Source organism: Curtobacterium sp. 8I-2, assembly GCF_902506155.1.
GTDB classification, from domain to species: domain Bacteria; phylum Actinomycetota; class Actinomycetes; order Actinomycetales; family Microbacteriaceae; genus Curtobacterium; species Curtobacterium poinsettiae.
The window spans coordinates 2,579,651-2,596,190 of sequence record NZ_LR732827.1; the positions used below are offsets into that span (position 1 = coordinate 2,579,651).

Below are 16,540 nucleotides of genomic sequence, written 5' to 3' on the forward strand. Positions count from 1 at the left end.
TCGTGCCACGCGGGAGCGGCACCACCGGCGCGACCCTCAGCCCCGCGGCGTCAACCGGCCCGCACCGATCGGCAGCAGCCCGCCCCGGTACTCGAGCGCGTTCGAACCACCCACCGGCACCGAAGCCGCCCCGAACCGCCACGCGCGGTTGAACAGGTACACGCCGATCACCGTGTCGCCGTCGTCCGGCACCGCCCACGTGCCGGTGCCCCACTGCGCCGGGTGCCCCACCCCGTCGACGGTGACGGTCGGCCGGGCGAACCAGACGAACAGGGGCTTCACGAGCCGCAGTTCGATCCGGCGCTTCGTCGTGCCGGAGGGGAGAGTCGTGTCCACCGTCGAAGGATACGGGCCGCCGCCTAGGCTCGGAGCCGTGTTCGAACTCCACCACCTCTCCGCACAGGAACTCTGGGACTGGATCCGTCGAGGGGAGGCGACCGCCCTCGAGGTCACCGAGCACTACCTGGCCCGCGTGGAACGCCTGGACGCCGGACTCGGCGCCTTCGTGACGGTCACCGCGGACGCGGCCCGGGCCCGAGCCGACCGCCTCGGCCACCTGGTGCCGACGTCGAGACCGCTGTGGGGCCTCCCGTCCGCCGACAAGGACCTGTACGACCGTGCCGGCGTCCCCACGCGGAACGGAACCGCGAGCCTGCCGGAGCGGCCCGCCGCGGCCGACCACCCGCTCGTCGCCGCGCTCGACGCGGCCGGCACGGTCAGCCTCGGCAAGACGGCGTCACCGGAGTTCGGCATGTCCTCGTCGTCCGAGACCCGGGTCGGCGTGACCCGGAACCCCTACGACACCACGCGGGCGCCGGGCGGGTCGTCGAGCGGTGCGGCCGTCGCCGTCGCCGCCGGGCTGCTGCCGGCCGCGATCGGTTCGGACGGCGGCGGGTCGGTGCGGATCCCCGCGGCGGCGACCGGACTCGTCGGGCTGAAGCCGAGCCGCGGTCGTGTGCCGTCCATGCCCGGCCGCTCCGGCGTCGGCGGCCTGTCGGTCGCCGGACCGCTCACCCGCTCCGTCGCCGACGCGGGCATGCTCCTCGACGCGCTGGTCGCGCCGACCGGGCTGCCGGAGCCGTCGCCGTACGCCCTCGTCGCCCCCGACGTCGGCGAGGGGCCGTTCACCGCGGCCGCCGTCCGCGGCGAGGGCCGGTTCGTCGTCGGGGTGCTCGACGGTTCGCCGTGGGACGACACCGTCGACGTGGTCGTCGATCCCGCTGCCCGTGCCGCCGTGGAGACGGCCGTGCGGGTGCTCGGCGAGGTCGGGCACGGCGTCGAGGACGTCCGGATGCCCCGCGTGCCCTACGCCGACGCGTTCCGGGTGGCGTGGGAGAGCTCGGCTGCCCGCCTGCCGCTGGTGCCCGGCATCGACCTGTCGGCGCTGACCCCGCTCGTGGGTTGGCTCGTCGCGCGCGGGCAGGCGCTGTCCGCCACGCAGGTCCTCGACGCGATGACGACGCTCGACGCCTTCTCGACGACGCTCATCGGCGCGTTCGACCGGTTCGACGCGGTGCTCACGCCGACCCTCGCGATGACGCCGCGGCCCCTCGGCTGGTACGGCGACGACCCGGACGAGGACTTCCGCCGCCAGTGCGCCTACTCGCCGTGGACGTCGATGGCGAACGTGTCCGGGCTCCCCGCGATCACGTTGCCGGTCGGCGTGACCGACGACGACCACCCCGACGGGGGCGGGCTGCCGATGGGCGTGCAGCTGATCGGACGCCCCGGCGGGGAGCGCGTCCTGCTCGCGATCGGCGCGCAGCTCGAGCGCCGGTTGCGCTGGCAGCGGCGGCACCCGGCCGCCTGGACCGCCTGACGCCAGGCCCGGGCGGCTCCGGGGGCGCGCGGGGCGCGGGGCGAGCGGCGCACCGTGCGGCGTTGTCAGGCTGGTGCGGCGTTGCACGTTCGGTGCGGCCTTGTAGGCCGGCCGCGTGCGGGCAAGCCCGCCCGGGTTGGCGGGGAGTGCACGGTGCGGTTTCGTGCATGTGGTGCGGCGTTGCTTGTTCGGTGCGGCCTTGTAGGCCGGCTCCGTGCGGGCAAGCTCGCACGGAGTGGCGGGGCGTGCACGGTGCGGTGGGCTCGTGTGCGTCTGGTCGGGAGGTGCGGGGCGGGCCGGTGCCGTGCCTCCTGGCTGGCGCACGGTGCGGTTTCGTGCATGTGGTGCGGTGTTGCTTGTTCGGTGCGGCCTTGTAGGCCGGCTCCGTGCGGGCAAGCCCGCACGGAGTGGCGGGGCACGCACGGTGCGCCGCCCGCCCGGCGCCGCCCGCCTACGGCAGCGTCGGCGCCGCCGCCACCAACGCCCGCGTCACCGGGTGCTGCGGCGCATCGAGGAGCGAAACCGGCCCGTGCTCGACGACCCTGCCGTCCGACATCACCGCGACCGTGTCGCACAGCCGCTGCACGACGCCGATGTCGTGCGACACCAGCACGAGCGTCAGCCCGAGGTCGTCGGCGAGCGATCGGAACAGCTCGATCACCCGGGCACGGACGACCACGTCGAGGGCGCTCATCGGCTCGTCGCCGAACAGGATCCGGGGCGAGTGCACCACGGCCCGGGCGATCGCGATCCGCTGCCGCTGCCCGCCGGAGAACTCGTGTGGGTACCGGTCGACCGTGTCCGCGGGCAGGTCGACGCGCTCCAGCACGGCACGCACGAGCTCGTCGTGCGACCCCGGGACCTGCAGTGCCCGCAGCGGCTCGGCGACGATCGCGCCGACGCGCATCCGCGGGTCGAGGGACGCGTACGGGTCCTGGAACACCACGCCGGTCTCGCGACGGAACCAGCGCAAGGCGCGCGCGGACCGGGACGCGACCACCGGACGACCGGAGGCGGCGACGGTGCCGGCGGAAGGGCCCTCCAGGCCGGCGAGCAACCGGACCAGCGTGGACTTGCCGGATCCCGATTCGCCGACGATGCCGAGCCGTGCGCCGGGGGCGACCGTCAGGTCGACGCCGTCGACGGCGGTGCGGACCGGGCCGGGCTCGAACGGGCCGCGGCGGGGGAGGCGGTAGGTGCGGTGGAGACCGGTGGCCTCCAGGGCGGGGAGGGTCACGGGGTCCTGGCGGTGGCACGTGCGGCGTCGACGAGCGCGACCGTTGCGGGGTGCTGCGGCGCGGCGAGCAGGTCCGCGACCCGGCCCTGCTCGACCACCCGGCCGGCGTCGAGCACCACGGCGGTGTCGGCGATGCGCGCGAGCACGGCGAGGTCGTGGGTGTCGAACACCATGCCCGCGGGCAGGTGCTCGAACAGGTCGAGGATGCGTGCCTCGGTCGTGACGTCGAGCGCCGTGGTCGGTTCGTCGGCCACCAGGTACGACGGCTCGCCCGCCATCGCCATCGCGATGCAGATCCGCTGCCGCTGCCCGCCGGACAGCTGGTGCGGGTACTGCCGCAGCAGCGATTCCGGGTCGGGCAGGCCCACGGACGCCGCCAGGTCGACGGCCGCCGCGCGGGCCGCGCGACGGTCGAGCCCGCGGTGCAGGCGCAGCGGCTCGGCGATCTGCCCGCCGACCCGTCGCAACGGGTCGAGCGCGGTGCCCGGCTCCTGGAACACCATCGCGATGCCCGATCCGCGGTGTCGCGCGCGCTCGCGGTCGGGCAGGCCGACGAGTTCGGTGCCGTCCAGGCGGACGCTGCCGGTCACGACGGCGCCGGTGGGCGCAAGGCCCATCAGGGCGAGCGAGGTCATCGACTTGCCGGATCCGCTCGCGCCGATCACGCCGACGCGCTGGCCGGGAGGCACGGTGAAGCTGACGTCGTCGAGGATCGTCCGCCCCGTGATGCGGACCGACAACCCGCGCACCTCGAGCCCGGAGGCTGCGGTGGTCGCGTCGGTGCCGGCTGGGCCGGTGGGGCCGGATCCGTCGCGTGCGTCGGCGGTCATGCGGTCACCCCCGGGGTGGTCGTCGCCGGATCGCTGCGACGGCCGTCGGTGCTGCGGTCGCTCGTCGTCAGCCGCGGGTCGGAGGCGTCGCGCACCGCGTCGCCGAGCAGCGAGAGTGCCGCGACGACGAGGGCGATGGCGGCGCCCGGCCAGGTCGCACTCCACGGGTGGACCCCGATGTAGGTCTGCAGGTCGGACAGCAGGCTGCCCCACGACGCGGTGTCGGACCCTGCGCCGTAGCCCAGGTAGGACAGCCCGGCCTCTGCGAGCACGGCCGTGGCCATCGCGAGCGACAGCTGCACGGTGAACAGCGGCGCCGCGTTCGGCACCAGGTGGCGGAACAGCACCCCGGCACCGCCGACGCCCGATGCCCGCGCCGCGGTGACGTAGTCGCTCCGGGCGATCCGCCGGATCTCGCCGCGGGCAACGCGGGCGATCGTGACGCCGAAGGACAGCCCGACGCTGACGATCACCACGCCGAGCGACCCGCCGAACACCGCGGTCAGGAGCATCGCGGTGAGCAGGGTCGGGAACGCCACCAGGATGTCGAGCAGGACCGCGGTGCCCTCGCGCACCCAGCGGGCGGTGAGCGAACCGATCGCGGTGAGGACGATGCCGACGACGCTCGCGATCACGCCGGAGCCGACGGCGACGAGCACGGTGGTGCGGGTGCCGGCGAGCAGGTAGCTGGCGATGTCGCGGCCGGCGGCATCGGTGCCGAACCAGTGCGCGGCGCTCGGTCCCTCCCACTGGTGGAACGGGTCGGCGCGGAACGGGTCCTGCGGCGTCCAGACGAGCGACACGGCGGCGAGCACGACCAGCAGGCCGAGCACGACGACGGCGAAGACCCCGGTCGGTCGGGACACCAGGCGGCGGATCATCCCTGCACCTCGCGCTGTCGGGGGTCGAGGGTGCGGTGCACGACGTCGACGGCGAACCCGACGAGCAGCACGAGCCCCGTGAGCACGAGCAGTTCGGACTGCACCTTGGTGATGTCACGGCGGCCGACGTCGGTCACGAGCATCCGACCGACCCCGGGCAGCGAGAACAGCTGCTCGACGACGACGGCCCCGACGAGGAGCCCGGCGATCTGCACCCCGAGGACGGCGAGCACCGTCAGGGCGACGCTCGGCAGCCCGTGACGGAGCAGGGCCTGCGTGCGGGTGAGGCCGATCGCGGCCGCGGTGCGCAGGTGGTCGGCGTCGAGGACGGAGAGCGTGGCGGAGCGGGCGAACCGCAGGATCACGGCCCCCTCGACAGCACCGATGGTCAGCGCGGGCAGCACGAGCGACGCGAACGCCCGCCCGGGTTCCGACCAGCCGTCCAGTGGGAAGCCCTGCGTCGGCAGCCAGTGCAGCGTCACGGCGAACAGCGCGACCAGGAGCATGCCGGCCCACACGACGGGCACGGCGGCGACGGCCTGTGCGACGAACCCGATGACGGCGCCTCCTGGGCGGCGACGGAGCACCGCGGCGACGACCCCGAGCGGCACGCCGATCACCAGGGCGGTCACCAGCGACATCGCGGCGAGCGGCAGGGTGATCGCGAGCTTCTGCGCGATCTCCGGAGCGACGGCACCGTTCGTCACCAGGGAACGGCCCAGGTCGCCGCGGAACACCCCGCCGATCCAGTCGAGGTACTGCACCACGACGGGCCGGTCGAGTCCGAGCTGCTGGCGGAGCTGCTCCACCTGCGCCGGGGTCGACTGCGTGCCGGCGACGACCTGGGCGACGTCACCGGGCAGCACGCGGAGCGTGGCGAAGATGATGACGCTCGCCACGAGCAGGCCGACGACGAGCAGGAGCGCCCGCCCGATGAGGAACCGGGTCACGACACCGATGCTACGGGGATGGAGTGCGCCCCGGGCACGCGGCCGCTCCGGGGCGTGGTGTGGCTCCGCCTCACTTGACCGCGAGCTTCGACAGGTCGAGGCGCGAGTTGCCGCCGTCGACCGGGAAGCCCGTCACGCCGGAGCGCACCGCGGTGATCTCGGTCGCCGTGTAGAGCCACTCGCCGGCCGCGTCCTCGCTGACGATGCGTGCGGCCTTCCGCAGTGCCTCGGTCTTGGTGGCCTCGTCGGTCGCCGCGATCGACCGGGCGTACAGCGCCTGCACCTTCGGGTTGTCGTAGCCGAAGTAGTAGTCCGGGTTCGCCCAGTTGCCGAAGTCACGCGCCTCGACGTGGTCGACCATCGACAGGTCGAAGTCCCGCTCGCCGGACTTCGGCGCCTGGAACACCGAGGACAGCCAGGTGGCGAAGTCGACGCGCTTGACGGTCAGGGTGATCCCGACGTCGGCGAGCTGGGACTTCAGCACGTCGCCGATGGTGGTCGGGTAGATGTTCGCGTAGGTGAGCGTCAGCTTCAGGTCCTGCTGCCCGGCGGCGGCGAGGAGCTTCTTCGCGTTCGCGGGGTCGTACGCGTCGATGTCGGTCAGGTCCTCGTAGCCGGGGTCGAGCTCCGGGATCGGGCCGCCCTGCTCCACGCCGGTGCCGCCGATCGCCTTGATGAGCGCCTTCGCGTCGATCGCCTGCCGGATCGCCTGGCGCACGCGCTTGTCGGTGAAGGGTTCCTTGCGGTCGTTGAACGCCAGCGTGTACTTGTCGGTCGTCTTGCCGCTGTGCAGCGTGATGTCGCCGTTGCCCTGCAGCTGGCTCTTCAGGGTGCCGTCGACCGGGTTCAGGACGTCGAGGTCACCGTTCGCCATCGCGTTGACGGCGGTCGACGGGTCGGTGATGTACCGGAAGACGATCTTCGCGACCTTCGCCTTCGTGCCCCAGTAGTCCTCGTTGCGGTCGAAGGTGAGCGAGTCGCCCTGCTTCCAGTCCGCCACCTCGAACGGACCGGTGCCGTTCGCACTGTCGGACAGGTCGTTGTCCGCGGCCTTCTCGAGCACCAGGCCGGCGCGACCGGTCAGGTTCCAGAGCAGGTCGGAGTCGGGCTTGGCGAGTTGCAGCACGACGGAGTCCGCGGACGGCGAGGTGATCGACGTGACGCCCGCGAGCTTGGCCGAGTCGACGTACGAGTCGTTCGACTTGACCTGCTCGAGCGACCACACGACGTCGGCCGCGGTGACCGGCTTGCCGTCCTGGAACGTCGTGCCGTCCCGCAGCGTGAACGTGTACGTCAGGCCGTCGTCGGACACCTGGTGCGCCGAGGCCAGCACGTCGCGGACGTCGCCCTGGGCGGTCCGGCCGACGAGCCCCTGGTACACGTTGTCGATGAGCACCTGGTCGAGCGCCGCCCCGGACTGGGTGCGGATGTCGAGACTCGTCGGCTCGAGCACGAGCCCGACACGGACCGTGGCGTCCTTGCCGCCGGTGGTGTCGGACGAGCCGGAGCAGCCGGTCAGCGCGAGGGCTGCGACGACGGCGACCGCGGTGGCGGCGACGACAGCGCGCCCGGTGCGCGAGGAGCGTTCAGGACGACGGAGCAGGAGCGGACTCATGGGGTGGTGGGTTCCTTCCGGGCGCGAGGGCGGGATCGGGCCTCGCGCTCGCACGAGGCTACCGGCGGCCGGGGCCGTCCGGCGACGGTTCTTCGATCGGGTGCAACAATCCGTGCCGCCCCGCCCATGCCCGGATCGCCGACGCCAGTTCGAGGGGCGCCTGGTTCTGCACCGCGTGCCGCGAGGTCACCGTCACGATCTCGGCGTCCGGCAGACGCTCGGCGAACCCGGCGTGCAGCTTCGGGGAGACGTACCCGCGGTCGCCCCGGACGAGCAGGATCGGCACGCGCAGGGCCTCGAGGTCCGGCCACGCGTCGGCGAAGCGCCCCACCGACGACGTCCGGCCGGCGGGCAGGTGCGGGAAGTGGTGCCGGCGCACGAGCCGTCCGTCCGCACCGAGGGCCGTCGTGTGCCGGGCCTCGCGCAGCAGTACCTGCCGGTCGTCACCGACCCGAGCCTCGATCGCCCGGTCGACGACCTGCTCGAGGGACTCGAACGGCTCCTCGGCCTCGAGCGCACGGGCGATCCGGTCGACCGCACGCTGCGCGAAGTCCGGCGACATGTCGACGAGCACGAGTCCGGTGACCCGCTCCGGCGCGGTGGCCGCGAGCCGAGCCGACAGGATGGCGCCGAGCGAGTGCCCGACGACGACCCCCGGCGGCACCGCCAGTGCGTCGAGCGCGGCGAGCACGCTCGGCGCGGTCGCGGCGGCCGCGTAGTCCGCGTCCTCCCGCCACGACGACCGACCGTGGCCGGGCAGGTCGAGGGCGACCGCCGGCTCGCCCACGGCGAGTGCCGTGGTGTCGAAGCTGTGGGCGTCGATGCCGAGCCCGTGCAGGTAGGTGATCCGGGCCTCCTGGCCGACGTCGCCCCACCGGATCGCGGAGATCTCCTGACCGTCCGCGGTGCGGACCACCTGCCTGGAGGCGCGGAGCGGCGTGGTCACGCCGCTCGCGCTGGCGAGGGCGGGCAGGTCGGCGAATTCGTCGTCGGGGGCTTCGGACACGGGGACGATCCTCGCACCGTTCCGGGGGCCTGGAGACGTTAGGTAAGGCATGCCATACTCGGTTCCGTGGCAACCCGGTATCGCGTCTTCTCCGTCCGTGTGGCCGCCGTGACGTCGCTCACCCCGAACTTCGTCCGGGTGACACTGACGGGCGACGCGCTCGCCGACTTCTCCTCAGTCGGTCTCGACCAGCGGATCAAGATCGTGCTGCCCCTGCCCGGCATCGGCTTCTCCGAACTGCCCGAGGACGAGGACTGGTACGCCGCCTGGCGCGCGCTGCCGGACGAGACCCGGAACCCGCTCCGCACGTACACGGTCCGTTCGTTCCGGCCGGACGCCCGCGAGCTCGACATCGACTTCGTCGCGCACGGCGACACCGGTCCGGCGTCGCGCTGGGTTTCGGCGTGCCGCGTCGGTGACGAGCTGCGCATCGTCGGGCCGCGCGTGCCCGAGTCGCCGGAGGACCTGCCGACCGGTGCCGCCGAGTTCGCTCCCGGGCACGCGAACCGGATCCTGCTCGCCGGGGACGAGACCGCCGCACCCGCGATCTGCGCCATCCTCGAAGCCCTCGACGTCTCGACCGTCGGCCACGTCTTCATCGAGGTGCCCACCGACGCCGACCGGCTGCCCGTCAGCGCGCCCGCCGGGGTCGAGGTCCGCTGGATCGCCCGCAACGGCGCCACGCACGGCGTCCGGATGACCGACCAGGTGCACGCCTGGGCCTCAACCGTCGCACCAGCCGGTGCCGCCGCGTGCGAGCCGGCCGCCGAGCTCACCGACGTCGACGTCGACGAGCAGGTGCTGTGGGACGTCCCCGCCGCGGTCGACGAGCGTCCCGTGTACGCGTGGATCGCGGGCGAGGCCGGCTGCGTGAAGGAACTCCGCCGCCACCTGGTGCGCGGCGTCGGCATCGACCGCAAGCAGGTCGCGTTCATGGGCTACTGGCGGCACGGCAAGGCCGAGCACTGATGCCGACCGCGGGCACCGCGCACGGCCCGGTCCCGACCACCGCGCTGGGCGCCCGCGGGTTGACCCTGGCGTACGACGACCGGGTCGTGGTGGACACGCTCGACGTCGACATCCCCGACGGTGAGCTGACGGTCATCGTCGGCCCGAACGCCTGCGGCAAGTCGACGCTGCTGAAGTCCTTCGCCCGTACCCTGAAGCCCCGTGCCGGCACGGTGTTCCTCGACGGTGCGCCGATCGACTCGTACCGCCCGAAGGCCGTCGCCCGCCGGGTCGGGATGCTCCCGCAGACCCCGATCGCCCCCGACGGCATCACCGTGCGCGACCTCGTGTCCCGGGGCCGGTTCCCGCACCAGGACCTGCTGCACCCGTCGTCCGGGTCCGACCGGCAGGCCGTGCAGGCCGCACTGGAGCAGACGTCGACGGTGGAACTCGCCGACCGCAGTGTCGACGAACTCTCCGGCGGCCAGCGGCAGCGGGTGTGGATCGCGATGGTGCTCGCGCAGCAGACCGACATCGTGCTGCTCGACGAGCCGACGACGTTCCTCGACATCGCGCACCAATACGACGTGCTCGAACTCGCCTCGACGCTGCACGCCGCCGGCCGCACAGTCGTCGCGGTGCTGCACGACCTGAACCAGGCTGCCCGCTACGCCACCCACGTCATCGCGATGCGCGACGGTGCGATCGTCGCCTCGGGGGAGCCGTCGTCGGTGCTCACCGCGGACCTCGTCGAGGACGTCTTCGGTCTGCCGTGCGTCGTCGTCCCCGACCCCGAGACCGGCACGCCGCTCGTGGTGCCGCGGCGGCCCGCGGCCTGACGCGCGGCTGCGGCGGCGGCTGGGTGGGGCTGGTCACGACTCGTCGTGGGCCGGCGCGCGAGTGGTCACGAACCGTCGGCTGGCGGCGCCGCAGGCGACGGTCTGCGACCGCGCGGCGCGCGCCCGACGAGGTGTTGCGACCTGCCGTGGCCCTGTCCCGGCGCCGCCACGCGCCTCCAGGCCGTCGGCTGGTCGCGTTTCGTCGCCAGGCCGGCCCGCCGCCGAGTGGTCACGAACCGTCGTGGGTCGCACGTCGTGTGGTCACGAACCGTCGGCTGGCGGCGCCGCGGGCGACGGTCTGCGACCGCTCGCCGCGCGCCTCGCGGGGTGTTGCGACCGGTGCGCGGGTGCAGTGGGGTGGGGCGCGGTGGCCGGGAGGCCCGTGGCGGCGCCGGCACGCGCCTCCAGGCCGTCGGCTGGTCGCGTTTCGTCGCCTAGCCCTCCCGCCGCCGAGTGGTCACGACACGTCGTGGGCCAGCGCGCGAGTGGTCAGGAACCGTCGGCTGGCGGCGCCGCAGGCGACGGTCTGCGACCGCTCGCTGCGCGCCTGGCGGGTTGTTGCGACCCGCGACCGGGTGCAGTGGGGTGGGGCGCGGTGGCCGGGAGGCGCGTGGCGGCGCCGCCACGCGCCTCCAGGCCGTCGGCTGGTCGCGTTTCGTCGCCTGGAGCCCGCCTGCCGCCGAGTGGTCACGACTCGTCGTGGGCTGCACGTCGTGTGGTCACGAACCGTCGGCTGGCGGCGCCGCAGGCGACGGTCTGCGACCGCTCGCCGCGCGCCCTGCGGGGTGTTGTGACCGACCGGGCCCCGGCCGGCCGGCTCAGCGAGGCCGCACGAACTGCCGCCCGACGGACGTCGCGGCCACAAGTTCGCGCACCCGCACCCGTCAGCGGTACCCGCCGTCCTCCAGGCCGGCCTCGACCTCGAAGCGGTTCCGCAGCGGATCCCGGCCGGCGACGGCGTAGAGCAGCGGCATGAGCATGCCGTACCGCCGCCACTGCTCGACGTGCACCCGCTCGTGCCGGAGCACACGCGGGCCGTCGTTGTCGCGGGTCAGGTACACCGAGCCGACGCAGGTGCCGCCTCGACGGAACACCCAGCGCGGCAGCCCCGTGCAGACCACGAGCCCGTCGACCACCCGGATCCGCCCGGTCGACAGCGGGACGCCCACGGCGAGCCCGACGGCCGTCGCGAACGCCCACCCCGCCAGGGAGACGGGGGAGTCGAGCAGCGGGTTGCGCACGCTCAGGCCGGGCGGCCGTAGGTCTCGAGCAGGCGCAGCCAGACCTCGTTCATGGTGGGGTAGGCGGGCACCGCGTGCCACAGGCGGTCGATCGGGACCTCGCCCACGACGGCGACGGTGGCGCCGTGCAGCATCTCGGCGACGTCCTGGCCGACGAACGTGACGCCCACGACGACCCGGCGGTCCTCGTCGACGACCATCTTCGCGCGGCCCGTGTAGCCGTCGGCCTGCAGCGAGGACCCGGCGATCGCACCGAGGTCGTACTCGACGGCGCGGACGTTCATCCCCTGCTCACGGGCCTTCGCCTCGGTCAGGCCGACGCTCGCGACCTCGGGGTCGGTGAAGGTGACCTGCGGCGCGGCGGCGTGGTCGGCGGTGGCGACGTGCGCACCCCACGGCTCGGTGTGCAGCGGCGTGCCCTGGTACCGGGCGGCGATCGCCTCGCCAGCGGCGCGGGCCTGGTACTTGCCTTGGTGGGTGAGCAGGACGCGGTGGTTGACGTCGCCGACGGCGTACAGCCAGTCGGTGCCGTGCACGAGCATCGTGTCGTCGACGTCGAGCCAGTCTCCGGCGGTCAGGCCGACCGTCTCGAGCCCGAGGTCGCGTGTGTGGGCGGCGCGGCCGGTGGCGGCGAGCACCTCGCTCGTGATGACCGTGGTGCCGTCGTCGAGTTCCGTCGTGACGAGGCCGTGCTCGTCACGGTCGACGCGGACCGGGTTGACGCCGGTGCGGACGTCGACACCGAGTTCGCCCAGGGAGTCGGCGACGAGTTCCCCGGCGAAGGGCTCCATGCCGCCGAGCAGGCCGTGCCGGGCGACGAGGGTGACCTTCGCGCCGAGCGAGGCCCACGCGGTGGCGAGTTCGGAGCCGGAGACGCCGCCGCCGATGACGAGCAGGCTCTCGGGGACCTGCTGGGCGCTGGTGCCCTCGCGGGTGCCCCACGGCTTCGCGTCGGCGAGACCGGGCACCGGGGGCAGCGTGTGCAGGGAACCGGTGACGACCGCGACGGCAGCACGGGCGGTGTGCGTCTCGCCGTCGACGTCGATGGTCTTCGGTCCGGTGATGCGGGCGTGCCCGCGGATCAGGTCGATGCCGGCGGACTCGAGCCACGAGACCTGGCTGTCGTCCTTCCAGTCCGAGGTGAACGAGTTGCGGCGGGCCAGCACGTGGGCGGCGTCGAGCGTGCCGGTCACGGCCTGCTTCGCACCGTCGAGCCGCTTGGCCGCGGCGAGGGCGTGTCCGCTGCGCAGGAGTGCCTTCGAGGGCATGCACGCCCAGTACGAGCATTCGCCGCCGACGAGCTCGGCCTCCACGATGGCGACCGACAGGTCGCGCTTCCTGGCGTAGTCCGCCACGTTCTCGCCGACTGCGCCGGCGCCGATCACGATGAGGTCGTAGTCCGTCATGCGGCCGAGCGTACGCGGACCGGCATGGGGTGCGCCGGGCGCGCGGGGTGCGTGGTCAACCCACCCGGGAGGCGCTGGTCACCGCGCCGACGACGCGCAGGATCACGCCGAGGTCGTCCACTGCACGGCCCGGGTCGACGGGGGCGAACCCGGTGAGCGCGGCGCCGGCGAGGCGCCGGCCGCGCGTCGCGGCCTGGATGCGCTCGACGAGCGCTGCGCCGTCGAGGCCGAACGGCACGGGTTCGAGCAGTCCGTCGACCTCGGACGGGTCGAGGACGTCGAGGTCGACGTGCACGAACACGGACGACGCACCGGTGCGCTCGACCGCTGCGGCGAGGGCGTCCGGGGTGGCGGCGTCGACGTCGAGGTGCACGATCCCGGCCTTGTCGAGGGCGGCGCGCTCGGCGTCCTCGACCCCGCGGACCCCGGCGACGACGACCGAGGACGCCGGCACCGCCGGCAGGCCGGGGAACAGGTCGTCGGGGCGGTCGACCAGCAGACGCAGGGCGGCGGTCTCGGCGGCGACGGGCTGGGCACGGTTGAGCGCGCGGTACCCGCTGGAGCCGGAGATCCGGACGAACGCGGTGTCCGGCAGAAGGGCGGCGGTCGCGCCGAGGACACTGGCGCCGTCACCGCCGACGACGAGCACCGGTTCGGTGGCGACGGCGGTCTCCTCCGCGACGCGTTCGGCGACGGCGAGCACCGAGGTGTAACGGGCGACCGCGGTCTCGAGGCGGTCTCCGGCGCCGGCCGGGACATCGACCACGGTGGTGGACGCCCGGGGGAGGTCGGCTGCGATCGCCGACGCGCCGTCACCCAGGCGCATCGCGCGCGACGACGCCGAACCCTGCCACTGACCGACCACGAGGAAGTGCATCGTCTCAGTCTGTCAGCTGGGGTCCGGCGTCGTCAGGGTGTTCGTCAGATGCTCGAGGATCCGCCGGACTTCAGCGCGGCGAGCCGTGCCTCGACCTCGGCGTCCTTGCCGACGTCCTCGAGGCTCTCGAACTGGGCGTCGAGGCTCGACGACTGCAGCTCCTGCTGGCCGAGCACCTTCGCCTCTTCGCGGCGGACCTTCTCCTCGAAGCGGCCGAGGTCGCTCGTCGGGTCGAGCACGTCGATGTTGCCGAGGGCGTCGTTGACGCGGGACTGGGCCTCGGCGGTCTTCGAGCGGGCGACGAGGTTGTCCCGCTTCGCGCGGAGCTGCTCGAGCTTCTGCTCCATGCCGGCGAGACCGGTCTTGAGCTTCTCGACCGCCTCGTTCTGCGACGCCAGGTTCGGCTCGGCGTCCTTGACCTCCTGCTCAGCGGCGATCTGCTTGCCGATCGCGATCTTGGCGAGGTTGTCGAACTTGTCGGCCTCGGCCGACTTGCCCTCGGAGCGGTACTTGTCGGCTGCGGTGGAGGCGTTGGCGGCCTTCTGGCCCCACTCGACCGCGGCCTTCTTGTCCTCCTCGTGGTCCTGCTCGAGCAGGCGGACGTTGCCGATGGTCTGCGCGATCGCGGTCTTCGCGTCGGCGATGTTGTTCGTGTAGTCGCGGACGAGCTGGTCCAGCATCTTCTGCGGGTCCTCGGCGTCGTCGATGATCTGGTTGATGTTCGCGCGCACGAGGGTGGAGATGCGTCCGAAGATGGTCTGCTTGGCCATTGCTGTTCCCTTTCGTGGAAGTCCTGTGGACGGTGTTGTCGGGTCGGGTCGTGTCTGGTTCTGGGTGCCGGGGGAGTCCGTCGGGTCAGAAGCGGCCACCGCCGGAGAAGCCGCCGCCCCCGCCACCGCCACCTCCGCCGAAGCCGCCACCGCCGCTGAAGCCGCCGCCGCCACCGAAGCCGCCGCCCCCGAAGGAACCGCCGCCGTAGCTGCCACCGCGACCGCCGAGCAGGCCGCCGAGGACGAGTCCGGTGACGAGTCCGCCGAGCTGGGCGCCGCCACCGCCTCCGCCCTGACCGCCGCCCCAGCCGCCCAGGTCGTCGTTCGCGGCGTCCATCGCGGCTGCGGCGTACTGCTCGGCCGCGCGGGCGGCGTTCAGCGCCTGGCCGGGGTTGCTCGGGGCGAGTTCGACGGCGTCGTCGTAGGCACGCTGGGCCTCGGACAGTCGCGTCCGGGCGGTCGGGCCGATGCCGCCGCGGTGCAGGGAGACGTAGTCGCGGGCCTGGCTGATCCGGTTCCGGGCGTCGCGCAGGGCGGCGTCGAGTGCCTGGGTGGCGCGCTGGCGCTGTTCCTCGGCACCCCGTGCCGCGGCGATGGCCTGGTCGATCTCGGTGTTCGCCCGGGTCAGCGCGTCGACGGCGGCGACCGGGTCCTTCGGGTCGAGCCCCTGGCGGAGCACGGCTTCGGCGCGGGTGACCGCTGCGGCGAGGTCCGGACCGCCGGAGCGCAGGCTGCGGGCGGCGGCGACGTCGCCCTGGATGTCGATGCGCATCGCCGCGGCGCGGGCGGTGGCCTCGTCGAAGGACTGCTCGGCGGCGAGTGCGCCGTCGGTGAGCTGCTGCACCTGGGCGAGGGCGTGCTGGGCGTCGCGCACGGCGACGACAGCCTCGCCCTTGTCGCCGGCGGCGATCGAGGCGGTGGCCGCGTTCGAGCGTTCGGTCGCGAAGGCGAGCACCTGGTGGGCCTGGTCGACGTTGTTCGCCACGGTTGCGAGGGTGCGGCCGGTGTAGCGGGCGCGGACGCGGTCGAGTGCGGCGGCTGCCGACCCCACCGAGGCCGGTGCGGCGGCCACGGCCTGGGCGAGCGATGCGGCGGCGTCCTCGACGCCGTCCTCGAGTGAGCGGAGCTGGTCGAACGCCTCGGTCTGCTCCTCGATCGCGGCGTGCGCCCGTTCGCAGATGACGATGATCTGGTTCGCCCACTCGGCGCGCTGCTGGGGGGTGTCGGGGATCTCGTCGTCGAGCTGCTGCCGGATCGTGAAGGCCTTGCGGACCTCGCGCTGGGCGGCCTGCACGGCGTCGGCGAAGGGCTTGGCGGCGTCGGGGCCGAACTGCGCGCTCGCGAACCCGACCTCTTGCTCGGCGGTGCGGAGTTCGTCGTCGATGGTGACCAGGGCGCCGCCGGCGGTGCGTTCGAGGTCGGCGAGCGAGGCTTCCTGTGCCTCGGTGGCTGCTGCGGTGCGGCGCTTGTTGCGGGTCCGGATGACCAGGACCACGACGACGAGTCCGACGACCACGACGAGCAGCAGGATCCACAGCCAGGTGAGGTCGACCGGGGCCTGCGACTGGGTCAGCCCGTCGGCGAAGGCCACGGCGGCGCCGGACCAGTCATCCTGCTTGAGCCGGGGCAGCAGCGAATCGTCGACGGCGTTCTGCACGTCGGACTCTGAGATCGCGGTCTCGTTCGTCTGCTGCACGTCGTAGTTGCGCTCGGTGACCGCGACCGAGAGCAGGATGCCGTCGCTGTCGATCTGGTTCTTCTCGAGCACCGCCCGACCCCACTCGGTGTGGTCGGTTGGATCGGAGAAGGAGGGCACGAACACGACGTACAGCTGCGTCTGCGTCTCGGCGTACAGGTCTTGCACGGCCTGTTCGACCCGCGCCTGCTGTGGTGCGGTCAGCGCGTCGGCCTCGTCGAGGACGTACGTCCCGCCCAGGTCGACGGGCGCCGTGGCGTGGGCGGTCGCTGCCGGAGCCAGGACGATCAGCATCGCGACGAGGGCAGCCGTCACACGGCTCCACAGCCGCGTTGTCCCCCTGTGCCCGCTCGATCCGTCCGTGTCCGATCCGTGCTGGACCGCTCGCATCCGTCCTCCGTCCGTCGCCGGTCGGTACCCCGTGG

Annotated in this window: 15 protein-coding genes; 3 read left to right on the top strand and 12 right to left on the bottom strand. The window is 73.5% G+C overall.

Annotated elements, in window-relative coordinates:
* Nucleotides 1-36 precede the first annotated feature (36 nt).
* On the bottom strand, nt 37-336 hold the full coding sequence (locus tag BOSE127_RS15960) for a hypothetical protein (RefSeq protein WP_071250963.1): 300 nt from the start codon (nt 334-336) through the stop codon (nt 37-39).
* Between the two features lie 37 nt (nt 337-373).
* Between BOSE127_RS15960 and BOSE127_RS15965 the strand changes: the two genes are divergently transcribed.
* Nucleotides 374-1,819, top strand: coding sequence for an amidase (locus BOSE127_RS15965; RefSeq protein WP_159557977.1), 1,446 nt, complete (start codon nt 374-376; stop codon nt 1,817-1,819).
* A gap of 451 nt (nt 1,820-2,270) precedes the next feature.
* Here the strand turns inward: BOSE127_RS15965 and BOSE127_RS15970 are convergent, their stop codons facing one another.
* The 6 genes from BOSE127_RS15970 to BOSE127_RS15995 all read right to left on the bottom strand — a co-directional run bounded on the left by BOSE127_RS15970 (nt 2,271) and on the right by BOSE127_RS15995 (nt 8,338).
* Nucleotides 2,271-3,056 (bottom strand): ABC transporter ATP-binding protein, encoded by a 786-nt coding sequence (locus BOSE127_RS15970; RefSeq protein WP_159557979.1) that lies wholly within the window; start codon nt 3,054-3,056, stop codon nt 2,271-2,273.
* Nucleotides 3,053-3,886 carry an ABC transporter ATP-binding protein gene (locus BOSE127_RS15975; RefSeq protein ID WP_201300462.1) on the bottom strand — a complete coding sequence of 278 codons (834 nt, stop codon included), beginning with the start codon at nt 3,884-3,886 and terminating at the stop codon, nt 3,053-3,055. The genes BOSE127_RS15970 and BOSE127_RS15975 overlap by 4 nt, the downstream gene beginning before the upstream one ends.
* A complete protein-coding gene (locus BOSE127_RS15980; protein WP_159557981.1) occupies nt 3,883-4,767 on the bottom strand; it encodes an ABC transporter permease in 885 nt (294 codons plus the stop codon). The genes BOSE127_RS15975 and BOSE127_RS15980 overlap by 4 nt, the downstream gene beginning before the upstream one ends.
* Nucleotides 4,764-5,717, bottom strand: coding sequence for an ABC transporter permease (locus BOSE127_RS15985; RefSeq protein WP_159557983.1), 954 nt, complete (start codon nt 5,715-5,717; stop codon nt 4,764-4,766). The genes BOSE127_RS15980 and BOSE127_RS15985 overlap by 4 nt, the downstream gene beginning before the upstream one ends.
* A gap of 70 nt (nt 5,718-5,787) precedes the next feature.
* Nucleotides 5,788-7,332 carry an ABC transporter substrate-binding protein gene (locus BOSE127_RS15990; RefSeq protein ID WP_159557985.1) on the bottom strand — a complete coding sequence of 515 codons (1,545 nt, stop codon included), beginning with the start codon at nt 7,330-7,332 and terminating at the stop codon, nt 5,788-5,790.
* Between the two features lie 58 nt (nt 7,333-7,390).
* Nucleotides 7,391-8,338 (bottom strand): alpha/beta fold hydrolase, encoded by a 948-nt coding sequence (locus BOSE127_RS15995; RefSeq protein WP_017885778.1) that lies wholly within the window; start codon nt 8,336-8,338, stop codon nt 7,391-7,393.
* 66 nt (nt 8,339-8,404) lie between these two features.
* Here BOSE127_RS15995 and BOSE127_RS16000 point away from each other — a divergent pair, with 66 nt between their 5' ends.
* Together BOSE127_RS16000 and BOSE127_RS16005 are read left to right on the top strand one after the other, a co-directional pair.
* Nucleotides 8,405-9,307 carry a siderophore-interacting protein gene (locus BOSE127_RS16000; RefSeq protein ID WP_236559576.1) on the top strand — a complete coding sequence of 301 codons (903 nt, stop codon included), beginning with the start codon at nt 8,405-8,407 and terminating at the stop codon, nt 9,305-9,307.
* Nucleotides 9,307-10,125 (top strand): ABC transporter ATP-binding protein, encoded by an 819-nt coding sequence (locus BOSE127_RS16005; protein WP_140448124.1) that lies wholly within the window; start codon nt 9,307-9,309, stop codon nt 10,123-10,125. Before BOSE127_RS16000 ends, BOSE127_RS16005 begins: the two co-directional genes overlap by 1 nt.
* Before the next feature lie 884 nt (nt 10,126-11,009).
* Here BOSE127_RS16005 and BOSE127_RS16010 read toward each other — a convergent pair.
* The 5 genes from BOSE127_RS16010 to BOSE127_RS17455 all read right to left on the bottom strand — a co-directional run bounded on the left by BOSE127_RS16010 (nt 11,010) and on the right by BOSE127_RS17455 (nt 16,409).
* Nucleotides 11,010-11,366 (bottom strand): Fe-S oxidoreductase, encoded by a 357-nt coding sequence (locus BOSE127_RS16010; protein ID WP_201300463.1) that lies wholly within the window; start codon nt 11,364-11,366, stop codon nt 11,010-11,012.
* A gap of 2 nt (nt 11,367-11,368) precedes the next feature.
* A complete protein-coding gene (locus BOSE127_RS16015) occupies nt 11,369-12,772 on the bottom strand; it encodes a dihydrolipoyl dehydrogenase family protein (protein WP_042539463.1) in 1,404 nt (467 codons plus the stop codon).
* Nucleotides 12,773-12,827: 55 nt separating this feature from the next.
* The gene (locus tag BOSE127_RS16020; protein ID WP_042539465.1) at nt 12,828-13,649 is read right to left on the bottom strand and encodes an arginase family protein; all 822 of its coding nucleotides are present in this window, start codon (nt 13,647-13,649) and stop codon (nt 12,828-12,830) included.
* A 44-nt stretch (nt 13,650-13,693) separates the two neighbouring features.
* Nucleotides 13,694-14,419 (bottom strand): PspA/IM30 family protein, encoded by a 726-nt coding sequence (locus BOSE127_RS16025; protein ID WP_017885772.1) that lies wholly within the window; start codon nt 14,417-14,419, stop codon nt 13,694-13,696.
* An 85-nt stretch (nt 14,420-14,504) separates the two neighbouring features.
* The gene (locus BOSE127_RS17455) at nt 14,505-16,409 is read right to left on the bottom strand and encodes a TPM domain-containing protein (protein ID WP_201300464.1); all 1,905 of its coding nucleotides are present in this window, start codon (nt 16,407-16,409) and stop codon (nt 14,505-14,507) included.
* Nucleotides 16,410-16,540: the final 131 nt, after the last annotated feature.

Bases quoted from the DNA above. Each gene is read 5' to 3' on its own strand.
- BOSE127_RS15975 (WP_201300462.1), bottom strand. From the start codon at position 3,886: ATGACCGCCGACGCACGCGACGGATCCGGCCCCACCGGCCCAGCCGGC.
- BOSE127_RS15980 (WP_159557981.1), bottom strand. From the start codon at position 4,767: ATGATCCGCCGCCTGGTGTCCCGACCGACCGGGGTCTTCGCCGTCGTC.
- BOSE127_RS15990 (WP_159557985.1), bottom strand. From the start codon at position 7,332: ATGAGTCCGCTCCTGCTCCGTCGTCCTGAACGCTCCTCGCGCACCGGG.
- BOSE127_RS16005 (WP_140448124.1), top strand. From the start codon at position 9,307: ATGCCGACCGCGGGCACCGCGCACGGCCCGGTCCCGACCACCGCGCTG.
- BOSE127_RS16015 (WP_042539463.1), bottom strand. From the start codon at position 12,772: ATGACGGACTACGACCTCATCGTGATCGGCGCCGGCGCAGTCGGCGAG.
- BOSE127_RS16020 (WP_042539465.1), bottom strand. From the start codon at position 13,649: ATGCACTTCCTCGTGGTCGGTCAGTGGCAGGGTTCGGCGTCGTCGCGC.
- BOSE127_RS16025 (WP_017885772.1), bottom strand. From the start codon at position 14,419: ATGGCCAAGCAGACCATCTTCGGACGCATCTCCACCCTCGTGCGCGCG.
- BOSE127_RS17455 (WP_201300464.1), bottom strand. From the start codon at position 16,409: ATGCTGATCGTCCTGGCTCCGGCAGCGACCGCCCACGCCACGGCGCCC.